Annotated in this window: 13 protein-coding genes; 6 read left to right on the top strand and 7 right to left on the bottom strand. The window is 62.7% G+C overall.

The annotated features are described in order from the left end of the window. Positions 1-770 precede the first annotated feature (770 nt). The gene (locus ACAX43_RS14395; protein ID WP_370709331.1) at positions 771-1,514 is read right to left on the bottom strand and encodes a TetR/AcrR family transcriptional regulator; all 744 of its coding nucleotides are present in this window, start codon (positions 1,512-1,514) and stop codon (positions 771-773) included. Between the two features lie 279 nt (positions 1,515-1,793). On the opposite strand from ACAX43_RS14395, the gene ACAX43_RS14390 reads away from it, so the two are divergent. From ACAX43_RS14390 to ACAX43_RS14375, 4 genes are all read left to right on the top strand, one after another. After that, the gene (locus tag ACAX43_RS14390) at positions 1,794-2,975 is read left to right on the top strand and encodes an isovaleryl-CoA dehydrogenase (protein WP_370709065.1); all 1,182 of its coding nucleotides are present in this window, start codon (positions 1,794-1,796) and stop codon (positions 2,973-2,975) included. Between the two features lie 80 nt (positions 2,976-3,055). Beyond that, positions 3,056-4,663: a carboxyl transferase domain-containing protein gene (locus tag ACAX43_RS14385; protein WP_370709064.1), complete on the top strand. Its 1,608-nt coding sequence runs from the start codon at positions 3,056-3,058 to the stop codon at positions 4,661-4,663. 29 nt (positions 4,664-4,692) lie between these two features. Further along, positions 4,693-5,478, top strand: coding sequence for an enoyl-CoA hydratase/isomerase family protein (locus tag ACAX43_RS14380; RefSeq protein ID WP_370709063.1), 786 nt, complete (start codon positions 4,693-4,695; stop codon positions 5,476-5,478). Positions 5,479-5,576: 98 nt separating this feature from the next. After that, a complete protein-coding gene (locus tag ACAX43_RS14375) occupies positions 5,577-7,589 on the top strand; it encodes an acetyl-CoA carboxylase biotin carboxylase subunit (protein ID WP_370709062.1) in 2,013 nt (670 codons plus the stop codon). An 18-nt stretch (positions 7,590-7,607) separates the two neighbouring features. Here ACAX43_RS14375 and ACAX43_RS14370 read toward each other — a convergent pair whose 3' ends face one another. The 6 genes from ACAX43_RS14370 to ACAX43_RS14345 all read right to left on the bottom strand — a co-directional run bounded on the left by ACAX43_RS14370 (position 7,608) and on the right by ACAX43_RS14345 (position 12,650). After that, positions 7,608-8,399, bottom strand: a complete 792-nt coding sequence (locus tag ACAX43_RS14370) for a phosphate/phosphite/phosphonate ABC transporter substrate-binding protein (protein ID WP_370709061.1) — start codon at positions 8,397-8,399, stop codon at positions 7,608-7,610. A gap of 19 nt (positions 8,400-8,418) precedes the next feature. Beyond that, entirely contained in the window at positions 8,419-8,697 is a 279-nt protein-coding gene (locus ACAX43_RS14365; protein ID WP_370709060.1) for a DUF1488 family protein, read from the bottom strand. A gap of 125 nt (positions 8,698-8,822) precedes the next feature. After that, on the bottom strand, positions 8,823-9,599 hold the full coding sequence (locus ACAX43_RS14360) for a CDP-diacylglycerol diphosphatase (protein ID WP_370709059.1): 777 nt from the start codon (positions 9,597-9,599) through the stop codon (positions 8,823-8,825). Between the two features lie 42 nt (positions 9,600-9,641). Beyond that, positions 9,642-11,096: an indoleacetamide hydrolase gene (gene iaaH / locus ACAX43_RS14355; protein ID WP_370709058.1), complete on the bottom strand. Its 1,455-nt coding sequence runs from the start codon at positions 11,094-11,096 to the stop codon at positions 9,642-9,644. Positions 11,097-11,427: 331 nt separating this feature from the next. Next, entirely contained in the window at positions 11,428-11,643 is a 216-nt protein-coding gene (locus ACAX43_RS14350; RefSeq protein ID WP_370709057.1) for a transcriptional regulator, read from the bottom strand. Between the two features lie 359 nt (positions 11,644-12,002). After that, positions 12,003-12,650, bottom strand: a complete 648-nt coding sequence (locus ACAX43_RS14345) for an NADPH-dependent FMN reductase (protein WP_370709056.1) — start codon at positions 12,648-12,650, stop codon at positions 12,003-12,005. 471 nt (positions 12,651-13,121) lie between these two features. On the opposite strand from ACAX43_RS14345, the gene ACAX43_RS14340 reads away from it, so the two are divergent. Together ACAX43_RS14340 and ACAX43_RS14335 are read left to right on the top strand one after the other, a co-directional pair. Next, positions 13,122-13,802 (top strand): J domain-containing protein, encoded by a 681-nt coding sequence (locus ACAX43_RS14340; RefSeq protein WP_370709055.1) that lies wholly within the window; start codon positions 13,122-13,124, stop codon positions 13,800-13,802. Positions 13,803-14,160: 358 nt separating this feature from the next. Next, positions 14,161-14,733, top strand: a complete 573-nt coding sequence (locus ACAX43_RS14335) for a low molecular weight phosphatase family protein (RefSeq protein WP_370709054.1) — start codon at positions 14,161-14,163, stop codon at positions 14,731-14,733. Positions 14,734-14,771: the final 38 nt, after the last annotated feature.

Raw genomic sequence — 14,771 nt, 5'->3', positions numbered from 1 at the left:
GCCTGCTCGGCGCTTTTTTGTCTGTGCTTCTGGCTTTGGTGCCTTTTCTTGTTTTGTTAGTGGTCTATTAGCGTTGCCCCTGTGCGGGGCGGCACCTACTTTTCTTTGCCGGCTGCAAAGAAAAGTAGGCAAAAGAAAGCAGCTCAAACCGCTAATGCTAAGCGGCTCTCCTGGCTTGGAGGGGCCAGTGGCCCCGTGGAATCCGGGCCCTCGTATCTTCAACTTCAAGTGACAAAGGTGTCATCAGCTCCCACTCCGCACTGCGTGCGTCGCGGACGGGTCTGCATGGGAAACCAGGGGCTTCGTTTAAAGACGGTGGAGGCCTTCGGCTTTGCCTCGGCGTGACGCTTCCGCACTCAAGGGTCACCCCCCACCCGGAATGAAATGTGGGTGTGTCGCACCGCAGTGACAGTGGCGATATAACGGCGAGTCACGGTGCCGGAAAAACGCGAACGCAAAACGCAGCAGAAGGTTTTATGAAGGCCGCTTCGGCGCGCGCAGCGCCGCCGGAAGTATGACGCCCTTGTCACTAGCGCCGAATGTGCGAGAACACAGATTCCACGGAGCCACTACCATTCGCTGACTGCGGGAGCCGCTTAGCATTAGCGGTTTGAGCTGCTTTCTCTTGCTTACTTCTCTTTGCAGCCGGCAAAGAGAAGTAAGTGCCGCCCCGCACAGGGGCAACGCCAATAGACCACTAACAAAACAAGTAAAGCTCACACCCCAAGCAGACAGACAAAAAAAAGCGCCGAGCAGGCAACTCCCCCAAACTATTCACCGAGAGGCGCCTCCACAGCACCACGTGCAGCCTCTTCAAACCGCCGGTTCGCCTCAGCCACCTCTGCCCTGAACTGTTGCAAAGCACTCACCGCCAAATCCGGCGGCATCAGCGCAGCCCACAACACGTCGATCAACTGATCCGCGGTAGCGTCAATATCGATATGCCGATTAGCCAGCGTGGCATCCCAAAGCACATGTTCCATCGGCCCGAACACCATCGACCGCAACAGCCGTAACGGCATATCGGTGCGAATCTGCCCAGTCTCCTGACCTTGGGCCAACACCCGCATCAACGGGGCGGTATAACGGCGCTGCAACTCGGTCAGCGCCTCACTCAACTCATGATGCCGAGCCCGTCCCTCAGACAACACCAACGCACACAGGTCAGTGCCATTGACCAGCATCAACCGCAAATGCGTGCGCACAATAAAAGCAAACTGCTGCCGCACATTGCCATCTCGCGGCAACCCGGACTCGATCGCCTCAATGATCTCGTCGTACCAGTCGCCGATCACCCGCGCGCATAACTCGCGCTTGCCGCGAAAATAACTGAACACGGTCGCCTCGGAAATGCCCAGCCGCTGCGCGATCTCCGCCGTCGTCGCGCGCTCGTAACCCTTCTCGGAGAACACGTCGCGTCCCGCCTGCAGTATCTCCTTCACGCGCTGTTGCGACTTGCGCCCGGCCGGCTGGCGGCGCGAGGCAGGTAACTCAGCCTTCAAGGCAACCGTCATATGAGTCCAGTTCAGATTTGCGAAGCAAAAAGCCTCGATGACGGCGATCCTATCACGGTATGACGGCCATGGATGCGCGCCAATCAGTTTCTGAGTGATACTCAAAAATACCTATTGACGCTTACGTAAATCTGGCGTGAAATGCGCCTTGAACGTTTCGCGCCTCGTGCGGGATGATGAGGGCGGCCCACAAGGCCGCCACCATCCGCTGAGCCGCACTCAGACTAGCCGGCGCCCACCCAGGCTTGCCGGCCGCCAACGAACTCTGGAGACACAGCAATGAGCAACCTGCCCGGTTTGCAATTCCCGCTCGGCGAAGAAATCGAAATGCTGCGTGACAGCATCGCGGGTTTCGCTGCCAAAGAAATCGCCCCGCGTGCCGCGGAAATAGATCGTACGGATCAGTTCCCCATGGACCTGTGGCGCAAATTCGGCGATCTCGGTGTGCTCGGCATGACGGTCTCGGAAGAGTACGGCGGCGCGAACATGGGCTATACGGCGCACATGATCGCGATGGAAGAAATCTCGCGTGCTTCGGCGTCGGTTGGCCTCTCATACGGCGCGCACTCGAATCTGTGCGTCAACCAGATTCATCGCAACGGTACGGACGCGCAAAAGCAAAAGTATCTGCCCAAGCTGGTCTCCGGCGAACATATCGGCGCGCTCGCCATGAGCGAGCCGAACGCGGGCTCGGACGTCGTCAGCATGAAACTGCGCGCGGACAAGAAGGGCGGTCACTACGTGCTCAACGGCACGAAAATGTGGATCACCAACGGCCCGGATTGCGATACGCTGGTCGTCTATGCGAAAACCGATCTCGAAGCGAATTCGCGTGGTATCACCGCGTTTATCGTCGAGAAGGGCATGAAGGGCTTCTCGGTCGCGCAAAAGCTCGACAAGCTCGGCATGCGCGGCTCGCATACCGGCGAACTGGTGTTCGAGAACGTCGAGGTGCCGGGAGAAAATATCCTCGGTCAGCTGAACGGCGGCGTGAAGGTGCTGATGAGCGGCCTCGATTACGAACGTGCGGTGCTCGCGGGCGGCCCGACCGGCATCATGGTCGCGGTCATGGACGCCGTGGTGCCCTATATCCACGATCGCAAGCAGTTCGGTCAGCCGATCGGCGAGTTCCAGCTGATTCAAGGCAAGGTCGCGGATCTGTACACCACGTTGCAAGCGTGCCGCGCGTATCTTTACGCAGTGGGCCGTCAACTCGATACGCTCGGAAGCGGACATGTGCGCCAGGTACGTAAAGACTGCGCCGGCGTGATTCTCTACACCGCTGAAAAAGCGACGTGGATGGCCGGCGAGGCGATCCAGATTCTCGGCGGCAATGGCTATATCAACGAGTATCCGGTCGGCCGCTTGTGGCGCGATGCGAAGCTCTATGAAATCGGTGCGGGCACAAGCGAAATCCGTCGCATGCTGATTGGCCGCGAACTGTTTGCTGAAACGGCTTGAGCCTTAGTGCTGCGCTCGTACTGCCATTGCACTGCGTCAGCGCAGGCCTATAAAAAGCGGTGAAAAGGAGAAGCCACGCCATGCCGATCATCGAATCAAAGCTGAATCCGCGCTCGGACGACTTTCGCACCAACGCGGCGGCGCTCGAAGCGCTGGTCGCCGATCTTCGCGCGAAGGTCGAGAAACTCGCGCTGGGCGGCGGCCAAGCGGCGCGCGACAAACACACGGGCCGCGGCAAACTGCTGCCGCGCGACCGCATCGAGAAACTGCTCGATCCGGGCACGCCGTTTCTCGAGTTCTCGCAGCTCGCTGCCTATGGCATGTACCACAACGACGCGCCGGGCGCGGGTGTCATCACCGGCATCGGCCGGATTGCGGGGCAGGAGTGCGTGATCGTCTGCAATGACGCAACGGTCAAAGGCGGTACCTACTATCCCGTCACCGTGAAAAAACACGTGCGGGCGCAGGAAATCGCCGCTGAAAATCATTTGCCGTGCGTGTACCTCGTCGACTCAGGCGGCGCGAATCTGCCGAATCAGGACGACGTGTTCCCTGATCGCGATCACTTCGGCCGCATCTTCTTTAACCAGGCGAATCTGTCGGCTGCGGGCATTCCGCAGATCGCCGTCGTGATGGGCTCGTGCACGGCAGGCGGCGCGTATGTGCCGGCCATGAGCGACGAATCGATCATCGTCAAGAATCAGGGAACGATTTTTCTCGGCGGGCCGCCGCTTGTCAAAGCCGCGACGGGTGAGGTGGTGAGCGCGGAAGACCTCGGCGGCGGCGACGTGCATACGCGTCTGTCGGGCGTGGTCGATCATCTTGCGCAGAACGACGCGCATGCGTTGGGGATTGCGCGCAGCATCGTCGGCAATCTGAATCGCACGAAACAGGTGCCGGTAGCGTTGCAGGAACCGAAGCCGCCGCGCTACGACGTGAAGAGCATGTACGGCGTGATTCCGGTCGATACGCGCAAGCCGTTCGATATCCGCGAGGTGATCGCGCGTATCGTCGACGATTCCGCTTTCGACGAATTCAAAGCCCGCTACGGCACCACGCTCGTCACCGGCTTCGCGCATATCTGGGGCCATCCGGTCGGCATCATCGCGAACAACGGCATTCTGTTTTCGGAGTCGGCGCTCAAGGGCGCGCACTTCATCGAACTGTGCTGCCAGCGCAAGATTCCGCTGGTGTTCCTGCAGAACATCACCGGCTTCATGGTGGGCCGCAAATACGAAAACGAAGGCATCGCGCGCAACGGCGCGAAGATGGTCACGGCCGTGGCGACGGCGAAAGTGCCGAAGTTCACGGTGATCATCGGCGGCTCGTTCGGTGCGGGCAATTACGGCATGTGCGGCCGCGCGTATTCGCCGCGCTTCCTGTGGATGTGGCCGAACGCGCGCATCTCGGTGATGGGTGGCGAACAGGCGGCCTCGGTGCTGGCCACGGTCAAGCGCGACGGCATCGAAGGCAAGGGCGGTTCGTGGAGCGCCGAAGAAGAAGAGGCATTCAAGCAGCCGATCCGCGAGCAATACGAACATCAAGGCCATCCGTATTACGCAAGCGCGCGTCTGTGGGACGACGGCGTGATCGACCCGGCGCAAACGCGCGATGTGCTCGGTCTCGGCCTCTCCGCGACGATGAACGCACCGATCGAAGACACGCGTTTTGGCGTGTTCAGAATGTGACAGAGGGCCACGCGAGAGGAGCTGCAACGATGCAATACGAAACGCTGAATGTCGCGTTTGCCGGGCAAATCGCCACGGTCACGCTGAATCGCCCGGACGTGCGCAACGCGTTCAACGAAACGATGATCGCCGAAGTGACCTCCGCCTTCACCGCCTTGAACGGGCACGACGACGTGCGCGCGGTGGTGCTCGCCGCGAACGGCAAGGCGTTCTGTGCGGGCGCCGATCTGAACTGGATGAAGAAGATGGCGGGCTACTCGGACGACGAGAACCGCGCCGACGCGATGCTGTTGGCGAACATGCTGTCGTCGATCTATCGCTGCAACAAGCCGGTGATTGCGCGCGTGAGCGGCGACGCGTACGCGGGCGGCATGGGGTTGATTTCGGCGTGCGATATTGTCGTTGCTGTGGAGAGTGCGCGTTTTTGCCTCTCGGAAGCACGTCTTGGTCTGATCCCGGCGACCATCGCGCCGTATGTGATTCGCGCGTTGGGCGAGCAGGCGTCGCGCCGCTATTTCACGACCGCCGAACAATTCGATTGTGCGACGGCGCTTCGCTTGGGGCTCGTCAGCGAAGCGGTCGGCGCGGACCAACTCGACGCCACCGTGCAGCAAATCGCCGAAACACTCTGCGCGAACGGTCCGCAAGCGGTACGCGCCTGCAAGCAGCTCGTGCAGGACATCGCCGGCCATGAGTTGAACGAGGCGATGATCGAGGACACGGCGGCGCGCATCGCGCGCACGCGTGCCGGCGCGGAAGGCCGTGAAGGCGTCGCGTCGTTCCTCGAAAAACGCCCGCCGGCCTGGCGCAACTGAAGCGGACTAACGTGCTTTAGCCCGCATTCCAAAGCAAAGCGCGTGCAGGCCCTTACCAGAACAACGGCCCCGAACAAGACACTTCATCGAGACACTTCATGTTCAACAAGATCCTGATTGCCAACCGGGGCGAGATTGCGTGCCGCGTCGCCGCCACCTGCAAGCGGCTCGGCATCGCGAGCGTGGCCGTGTATTCCGATGCGGACGCCAACGCGAAACACGTGGCCGCGTGCGACGAGGCGGTCCATATCGGTGGATCGACGGCGGCGGAAAGCTATCTGCGCGTCGAGCGCATCATCGAAGCCGCGCGCGCCACGGGCGCCCAAGCGGTGCATCCGGGCTACGGCTTCCTGTCGGAAAACGAAGACTTCGCGCATGCGTGCGAAGCGGCCGGCATCGTGTTCATCGGACCGCCGGTCGAAGCGATCGCCGCGATGGGCTCGAAGGCCGCCGCGAAGGCGCTGATGCATGCGGCCGCCGTGCCGCTCGTGCCGGGCTATCACGGCGACGATCAGGATCAGCAACTGTTGCATCGCGAAGCGGACGCGATCGGCTATCCGGTCTTGCTGAAGGCGAGCGCGGGCGGCGGCGGCAAAGGCATGCGCGTCGTCGAGCGCACTGAGGACTTTGCAGCGGCATTGGCATCGTGCAAACGCGAAGCGGCCAGCAGCTTCGGCAACGACCGCGTGTTGATCGAAAAGTATCTGACGCGGCCGCGCCACGTGGAAGTGCAGGTGTTCGCGGACCGTCTCGGCGGTGCGGTCTATCTATTTGATCGCGATTGTTCGGTACAGCGGCGTCACCAGAAGGTGCTGGAAGAAGCGCCGGCGCCGGGACTGTCCGCGGAAATCAAGCGTGAGATGGGCGAGGCGGCAGTGGCGGCGGCCCGTGCCGTGAATTACGTCGGTGCGGGCACGGTCGAGTTCATCATGACGGAAACGGGCGATTTCTATTTCATGGAGATGAACACGCGCCTGCAAGTCGAGCATCCGGTCACGGAAATGGTGACGGGGCAGGACCTGGTGGAATGGCAACTGCGCGTCGCCGCCGATGAACCGCTGCCGCTCACGCAGGAGCAGTTGAAGATCGACGGTCACGCGATCGAAGCGCGTATCTACGCCGAGCATCCTGCTCGCGGCTTCCTGCCGTCGACGGGCACGCTCAAGCATCTGCGCATGCCGCCAGGCGTCGAGTTCTCCATCGGCGAGCCGGACCGTAAAGCGCCGGTGCGCATCGACTCCGGCGTGCGCGAAGGCGACACCATCACGCCGTTTTACGATCCGATGATCGCCAAGCTGATCGTCCACGGCGCGACGCGTGAAGAAGCCCTCGCGCGTCTGAATCGCGCGCTGCGTGCCTGCGAAGTGGTCGGTCCGCATACCAACGTCGAGTTTCTGCAACGCATCGTCACGAGCGAGCCCTTCGCGACCGGCGATCTCGATACGGGTTTGATCGAGCGTCATCACGACACCTTGTTCGCGCCGGTGAAGAAACCCTTCAAGGAAGCGCTGGCGCTCGCCTGCGCGGCGTTGCTGACGCGCGAAGGCGGCACCGCGCACGGCGCATCGCCGTGGGATGCGCTATCGCACTGGCGTTTGAACAGCGGCTATACCCAGACGCTCGGCTGGCGCGACGTCGAAAACGAAAGTGCGTTCACCGTCACCTTCGCCCGCGACGGCGGCACGCAAACTTTGGAACATGACGGCGTGCGCGAGGGCTTCTCCTGGTCAAGCGGTACGGACCGGCATGAATTCCGCGCGACCATCGGCGATGCGCGGGTAACCGGCCGCGTTTTTATCGACGGCGACACGTTCCACGTGTTTTGTCTCGGCGAGGCGCTGGCGTTCGAGTGGCAGAACCTGCTCGCCCATGCCGCGGATGCGGAAGGCGGCGAGGGCCGTTTGACTGCGCCGATGCCGGGCAAGGTGATCGCGGTGCTGGTCGAACCTGGCACCGTGGTGGAGAAGGGCACGCCGCTGATCGTGATGGAAGCGATGAAGATGGAGCACACGATCGGCGCGCCGGCGGCGGGTACGGTGTCGGAAGTGCTGTATGCGGTCGGCGATCAGGTGGCCGATGGGGCGCAGCTTCTGGTGCTGGATGTGACGTAACGACGTAACCGCGAGGCTTTAAGCGAGGCGCGCGTAGCCGATGGCACGCGCTTCGTTTTCGAGTTGCCGGATCCGCTCGTAGTCCGCGAGCGGCAACGCAGAAAAGCCCTTCAAACGTAGGCGTTTGGCACGTTCGGGCTGGGCGAGGCGCGCGTCGTTCAATGCCTCGCGCAACGTCTCGATGGTCGCCGACGGCACGTCGTGGGACGCGATCAAAGGCAATCCCGGGGACGCGGCCGTCACGCCGATTTGCCGAACCTTTTGCGCCAGTTCCGGCAATTCATCGCGGACAAAAGCGAACGTCACGCAGTCGATCGCGGCGACGTCCGCGCGATTTTCAACCACTGCGCGTAATGACCCAAGATGCGAGCCGGTGCGCTCGACAGCGCTGAAAAACACCCCATTGCGAGCAAGCGGCGCCACGGCGTGACGGAACACGTTCATGCCGCTATTCGAATCGTCCTGATTGTAGGCGGCACGTGCGCCGCGGCAGGCCGCCAGCGCATCGAATCCGGCGTCCCTTCGCGTCACCAGCACGCTCGAATAATCCGCGCCCTCGCAGCCCGGCGCATCGAATCGCGGTGTCGTGATCAACTGGACCTGCTCGCTCAAGCCGTGCATCAATGGATAGCCGCAGGTTTGCGAGAGCAGCAGGTTAGAGCGCCGCCAGAACGCACCCAGTTCAACGTCAGGCTCGACGATGCGGGCCGCCGGCTCCGCTGCGCGCAAGACGTCGTCCAGCCACTCGCGCCACACGGCGGCGAGCGCGGGCGTCACGTTGTACATCGGCAGGGCGGCGATCCAGCTCATGGCCGCGATTCTGGCATACCTAATGTCTGACCGTCTGGAATTCTGCGAGACCCAGCCGCACGGGCTCGGTGGGTCTGAAAGACCATTTCTTCTCCGCTACCTTCAATATTTCCAGTTGGGCATCCTCGAATGCGACGAGCAGATCACGGCGCCGTTTGCTTGCTGCTCCGCAATAGGTCATGAGTGCCTCGGCACTCACCTCGAAGATCTGCGCCTGATCGTCAAAACAAACGCGGAAAGCAACCGTTGCGCATTCCGTAACACAGGGCCTGAACCCTTCATCGACATAGACCGACATAGCCGTCTCCCGCCGCACAGCCGAGCAATCAGGATGACGGACCATAAGCTTTCGGTATGTGGGAAAACCGGCATTTGTTGTGAAACGGCAGGTGTTAGGCTGCATAGGCGGGGACAGACGGCAGCTCAATCACCTTCCGCCACGCGGCAAGCATGATCGAGCAACCCTTCTGCCGTGCCGCTGCCGTTGTCGACATTCAAGCCGCTATTCACGACAAGCCAGCCGTCTTTCTCGGCCGATGGCCCCGCACCCGTTATGAGTATGGTTTGCATGGCCATTGCCTCTGCCTTCTTGTGATCGCGCGCGACGAGGCGAAACGGATTGTCGGCCTGCGTGAGCGCGGTGACCCGCATGATCCGATAGCGGTGTCCGTCCAGCGTATCCCAATGCCATTCACCCGGCGCGTCCTTCGCGTGACGCGCGAGCGCTTCGCTCACATCGCTGCGCATGCAATCGATATGAATATGCAATTGCTCTTGCGTGCGCCGGTATTTCGAGTTGATCTCGAGACCGAGTTGATTGTCGGGCAAGGATCGCTTGACCGACTTCTCGACGTAAATCCGCGACACCCATGCGTCAGCCCAGTAATCCTGCGCATGAGGCGCCAGCACGAGCGGACTTTCGATGCCGGTGATGCGGTCGGTCGGAATCAGCAGATGCTGTGAGCGTCCGACGATGTCCTTCAGGATCGCATAGCGTTTGTCGAGATCGACGGTCGTGCATTGGCCCGGCGTGCCGGTGGCTTGCTGCGACGGCACGCAGCGCAGGTAGACGATTTTCCAGAGCGCGTCGGAATCGACTGTGGCGAGGCGCGCGCAGGCGGTGGCGGCGAGCGCTACGGCTAACGCAGCGGCGCCTCGCAAAAGGGCTCGCTGCAGACCGGCCCGGTTCGGCCTATTCATCGGAATTTTCCAAGGCGCTTTCCAAGGCGCTTTCGTTGCGCATCAAAGCACCGGCGCCGGCAGCACGCCGAGCAGTTGCTCGAACGCGACGCCGATCGCCAGCAGCCGCCGGTCCTGGCCGAGCGGTCCATCGAGTTCGATGCCGACCGGCAAGCCGCCCGCCGTCATGCCGGCCGCCAGCGACAACCCCGGAATGCCCGACGTGCTGGCCGGGTCGGTATTGCGCAGGAATGCGTCCATCGTGTCGACCGGCGCGGCGCCGTCGATGGAGACCGTCGACGAGCCGTTCACATCGTCGATCGGTATCGCGGCGAGGCGCGTAGTCGGGAACAGCAGCGCGTCGAGCTGGTCGTCGGCGAAAGTCGCGGCGACATAGTGCTGCAAGCGTGGCCGCCACAGATTCAGCGCGGCGTCGTAGTGCGCGCCCAGCACGTCGGCGAGCACGCCGTCGTAGATTGCGCGCACGTCCGGGCTGGCGATGCGGGCTGCCAATTCAGCCACGGTTTTCACCGGTGCGTGGTTGGCGGCGAGCCAGGCGGGCACGTCTTCGCGCGGTTCATGGATCGCAATCGGGCCGCCGATCAGGCCGTTCAAGGTTTCCAGTTCGCTCATCTCGACGGGCACGAAGATGACGCCCGCCGCTTCGAGCCGGATTAAGGCAGCGCGTGCCACGTCTTCGACCTGTCGTTCAAGTCCTTGCCAGAGCGGCGCGGGCAAGCCGATGCGCAAGCCGTTCAGCGCGAGCGCGGGCAACGGTCCCGCGCCGGTGATCACGCCGTCGAGCAAGGCGATATCGGCGACGGTGCGCGCCATGGGTCCTACTGTATCGCGCGTATGGCTGATCGGCACGACGGCATTCGGATCGTGATAGCGGCGCTCGGCGCCGCCGTTACCAACCGACGGACGAAACCCCGCGATGCCCGTCAGGGCGGCCGGAATGCGAGTCGAACCGCCGGTGTCGGTGCCCAGACCCGCGGGCGCGATGCGCGCTGCGATCGCCGCGGCCGTGCCGCCCGACGAGCCGCCCGGAATCAGCGTGGGGTCGTAGGGATTGCGCACCGGCCCGGCATGCGTGGCGAAATTCGTGCTGGTGATGCCGAACGCCAGTTCGTGCATGTTGGCTTTGCCGAGCACGATCGCGCCGGCGTCGATGAGCTTTTGCACCGAAGGCGCGTTCGTGGTCGGCACAAAGCTCTCCAGCGCAGGCGTGCCTGCCGAGGTTTGCAAGCCGGCCGTGTTGATGTTGTCCTTCACGACGATGGGCAAGCCGGCGAGCGGCAATTGTGCCTTCGCTGCGGACGGCAACGCATCGATGCGCCGCGCGGCGGCCAGCGCGCCGTCGAGGTCGAGCGTGGTGAGCGCGTTGAGGCTCGAAAGCGCTGCCGCGCGCGCCAGCAGCGTTGCCATATAGTCGGTGGCTTTGAGGCGCCCGGACTGGATCGCGGCGACCGCTTCTATTGCGCTCAGCGCCAACTGTTCATCGAGGGTCCATGTCATGGCCGCGTCTCCTTATCGTGTACGGCCTTTTCGGCGCGATGGTTTCATGAACCGCGGCGCAAGGCGTGCAAGGCCCGGATCGCGGCGACCTGCGTGCGGTAAAACATCTGCGTGTGCGCCTTTGAAGCGATCTTCACGCGAGCGGGGCCGCGGAATGTCCAATGGCGGAGAGGGTGGTCTTCGGCAACATCTGCGCGTGGGTCGGACATGGCAGGCATACAGAGGGCGGACTGAAGTGCCGCCTATTCTGGCACAGCGGCTTCAAATCCGGCGTTGACCGGCGCAAGGTGGCCCGCGCTTGCCGCGCTGCGGGTTGCCGGTTCTACCGGCGTTATTGACGGCTATCGATCCACATGCGTCCCCAGCGGAACGCATAGGCGAGCGCGTGTTCTTCGTCGAAGAAATAATCGAGCGCGTCGAACGAATAGGCCTGGCGCTGGTTTGCAGCGGTTTTCTCGATGGTGAGGTTGGCGGCGAACAGGCCATTGGGCAACCGTTGGGCAGCCGGCGCGACTTCGTAGCCCTTGTAGCGGATATTTGAATTCATGGTCGTGGCAGTGAGTGTGCCCGCGTGCATTGCTAAGGAACCGGCGCGCGGGGCAACCCTGTGCGTCAGGCAACCGGTGAGCGAGCGGGCAGGATCAAGCGTAGGCCGCGCCGCACAGCGGGTGAACCAATCTTTCGTCGTAAGCAAATCAGCGAGGGTCGGGAACGGTCTTCAGGAGACCGGATCGGACCACCGTCGCAGTGATCGACCACACTATCCGGCGTTGGAGGCGAACGGTCTGTTATGTGGCGCACGGTTCCGAGCGGAGAGGGGGCGGCTGATCCAGTGTGGGGGAAACCGGCCGGTGGGGAAGGCTCGTGGACGGCAAGCCGCGGTCCACGAGTTCATACGGTTCGCGTTTAGACCGCGTGCAGCAACCGTGCGGGTTGCGCTTCCTTGATTGCATTGCCGGGCGGCGTGCGATGCGCGTTGAACGCCAGCGCGAATTGCGCGGCCTGCTGACCGACCCTGGCGAGTTGATCGACGACCTTGGCGTCGGAACAGGTGTTGACTGTGTCGAAGCGGGTCTCCAGCGTGTTGATCCCTGCGCCGAACGGCGTGGGCCAGCCGCGCAACGCGTGGACGATCGAGCGCAATGACGTCAGCACCGAACCGGCGGCCTGCCAGCCGTACGCCGTCACGATACAGCCGACCGCGCGGCCATCCAGATACGGCCGCTCATCGGCTCGCAGTTCCTCGAGCGTGTCGAGCGCATTCTTGACGAGGCCGGAGACACCGCCGTGATAGCCGGGCGTCGCGATGATCAGCGCGTCCGCGTGGCGCACGGCCTCGATGAGTTCGAGCTGTTCGTCGGTGCGCTGGGCGCTTTCCGGTGCGTAGTGGGGCAGGCTATGCAGAAAGATACCGCCGAACAGGCGGGTATCCGCGCCCACGGCTTGCGCACCGCGCAACGCAAAGCCGAGCGCGCGCTCGGTCGACGACGCCGCGCGTGTTGTACCGCCAATGCCGATGACGAGGGGCCGGCGATGATGATCGAAACTGGTCAACGAAATGCTCCTACGTTGCGGCTCACGGGACGCTGGCGCGGGGCTGCGCGCAGACGAACCGGGGCGAACCGGACTTTGAAGTGTCATCTTAATGAGCGCCGCAAGCCGGGCGAAGCGACTTTTTGTTCTAACGATATAACCGTGCGGGTTTGTCGCCGGAGCGTCGTGCGCCATGGCGGGCACGATGGCGGTTGCGACGCGCCACATACGAAGCCTTGTGCAATACAGTTGAAGCCGCACCGGATAAGCATATGGCGAACAATTGTTTGGGGGCACGATGACGTGCGGCTATGATCGACTCGTCTCCTCCATGACATCTCCTTGACATGGGATTCGGCCTCGCTACGCTAGTGGCGGGGCCTTTTTTTATCCTGTCGTTTATCCGCGTAAGCGCTTGCCGCTTCACGATAAAGCAGGTTTTCGCATGCTACGATGGTCCGCAAAGCGATTCCAGGCGAGGTCGAGCAAGCGATGGCAACCCTATATGACACGCTCGGTGTGCATGTGCACGCCACGGACGATGAAATCAAGCGGGCCTACCGGAAGGCCGCGATGAAATGGCACCCGGATCGCAACAGCGGCGCCGAGGAAGTTGCGCGCGCCACTTTTCAGGAAATCAAGGACGCGTACGCGATCCTCTCCGACGCCGCGCAGCGCAAGGTGTATGACGCGGTCTATACCGAGCAGATGCGCGGCTGGGAAGCGCAGCGGACACGTCAGCAGAAGGCGCAAGCCGAGCGCGAGGCAGCGGCGCGTGCTGTCGACGAAGCGGCGTATGCGGAGATGGTGTCGCTCGCCATGCGTTTCGCCGACGAAGGCCACAATCGCGATGTACTGTTCGGCGTGCTGCTTGGGCGTCGATGCGAAGCGCAGCGGGCCGCGCAGATTGCGGACAGCGTGGCGGCATTGCAGGCGTCCCGGCGCGCGGCCGAGAAAGCGGAGGTCGCGGACGAGGCGGTCGCGAGGGCTGCGAAGGCGCCTGGCGTTTCAGCCAAAGCCGAGACGGCACCCGTGAAGGACGAGGCCGCCAATCGCGGCACGCAAAGTGACCACGGCAACCACGGCAAGCGCGAAGAAGGTGCAAGCGACGCCCACCCGGCTGGTGTAATGGGTGGACTCTGGTTTCAGTTCCTGAACGGCTTGCGGTTTTGACGCTCACTGAGCGATCTGCTCACGCGGCTGATGAAGGCGAGACATGCGCCGGCGAACAGCACTGCAGCAATCACATACCTGGCTACAGCTGCCGCACTGCCGCCGGGCATGGCGCCGGGTCACGCCCAAAAGACCGGCATCGTCGCCTGCCACGCGCGCGGTCGACAGCATACTGAAAGATTCAACTTTGCGCGGGTATACGTTGCTGCAAACGCAACGCGCGATGCCCCGCAGATTGACCGACCTGGTACAAATTCCCGTGGCGCAAGAAATTAAGTCATCGTAGTGTCACGTGGGCGCAAGACTGGTTCGGCAGAATTGCACGGAGAAACAAAAAAAACACGGGTACGGGGTGAGCGTGACCAGAAAATACAAGGTGCTGTTTCTCTGTCGCGAGAATTCAGCACGCAGCATCATCGCCGAAGCTTTACTGCGGGAACTGGCGGGACACCGGTTCGACGCATTCAGCGCGGGGCCCGAGCCGGCTACCCGGGTTCATCCGTTTGCCGTCGCGCAATTGCGGCCCGGCATTTCGGACCTCGGCGTGCTCAGCCCGAAAAGCTGGCTGGAATTCACGGGCGAATGGGCGCCGCGGATGGACCTCGTCATCGCCTTGGACGAGTGCGTCGCCGGGCACCATACACCGGTCTTTCCGGGAGAACCTTCATTGTGTAGTTGGACCTTTGCCAATCCGCTCGTGGATGAAATGCCCGAGCTGGAGCGCGTCCGCTTGTTCGAAAAGGTGTTTTGGCAAATCGTGCGGCAGATGAGCACATTCATCGAGTTGCCACAGTACGCCGCGGCGGCGCCCGTGGGGGCCGCCGGGGAGGAGACGCAGTCCTACGCCAACGACGCGTTGCGTGGCGATACCGGCTCGATGGGCGGCTCGCCGAGTGGTTCGACGAGCTCGGTCATGCTGTGCCGCGTATGAACTTCCCTCGCGCTTCATCCGTTTGACGCGAAATGCAG

This window comes from Paraburkholderia sp. IW21 (genome assembly GCF_041321145.1).
Classification (GTDB): domain Bacteria; phylum Pseudomonadota; class Gammaproteobacteria; order Burkholderiales; family Burkholderiaceae; genus Paraburkholderia.
Note: the sequence above shows the minus strand (reverse complement) of the source record. Positions and strands in the feature narration are given on the sequence as shown.

Bases quoted from the DNA above. Each gene is read 5' to 3' on its own strand.
- ACAX43_RS14390 (WP_370709065.1), top strand. From the start codon at position 1,794: ATGAGCAACCTGCCCGGTTTGCAATTCCCGCTCGGCGAAGAAATCGAA.
- ACAX43_RS14385 (WP_370709064.1), top strand. From the start codon at position 3,056: ATGCCGATCATCGAATCAAAGCTGAATCCGCGCTCGGACGACTTTCGC.
- ACAX43_RS14395 (WP_370709331.1), bottom strand. From the start codon at position 1,514: ATGACGGTTGCCTTGAAGGCTGAGTTACCTGCCTCGCGCCGCCAGCCG.
- ACAX43_RS14340 (WP_370709055.1), top strand. From the start codon at position 13,122: ATGGCAACCCTATATGACACGCTCGGTGTGCATGTGCACGCCACGGAC.
- ACAX43_RS14350 (WP_370709057.1), bottom strand. From the start codon at position 11,643: ATGAATTCAAATATCCGCTACAAGGGCTACGAAGTCGCGCCGGCTGCC.
- ACAX43_RS14380 (WP_370709063.1), top strand. From the start codon at position 4,693: ATGCAATACGAAACGCTGAATGTCGCGTTTGCCGGGCAAATCGCCACG.
- ACAX43_RS14370 (WP_370709061.1), bottom strand. From the start codon at position 8,399: ATGAGCTGGATCGCCGCCCTGCCGATGTACAACGTGACGCCCGCGCTC.
- ACAX43_RS14360 (WP_370709059.1), bottom strand. From the start codon at position 9,599: ATGAATAGGCCGAACCGGGCCGGTCTGCAGCGAGCCCTTTTGCGAGGC.
- ACAX43_RS14375 (WP_370709062.1), top strand. From the start codon at position 5,577: ATGTTCAACAAGATCCTGATTGCCAACCGGGGCGAGATTGCGTGCCGC.
- ACAX43_RS14365 (WP_370709060.1), bottom strand. From the start codon at position 8,697: ATGTCGGTCTATGTCGATGAAGGGTTCAGGCCCTGTGTTACGGAATGC.
- iaaH (WP_370709058.1), bottom strand. From the start codon at position 11,096: ATGACATGGACCCTCGATGAACAGTTGGCGCTGAGCGCAATAGAAGCG.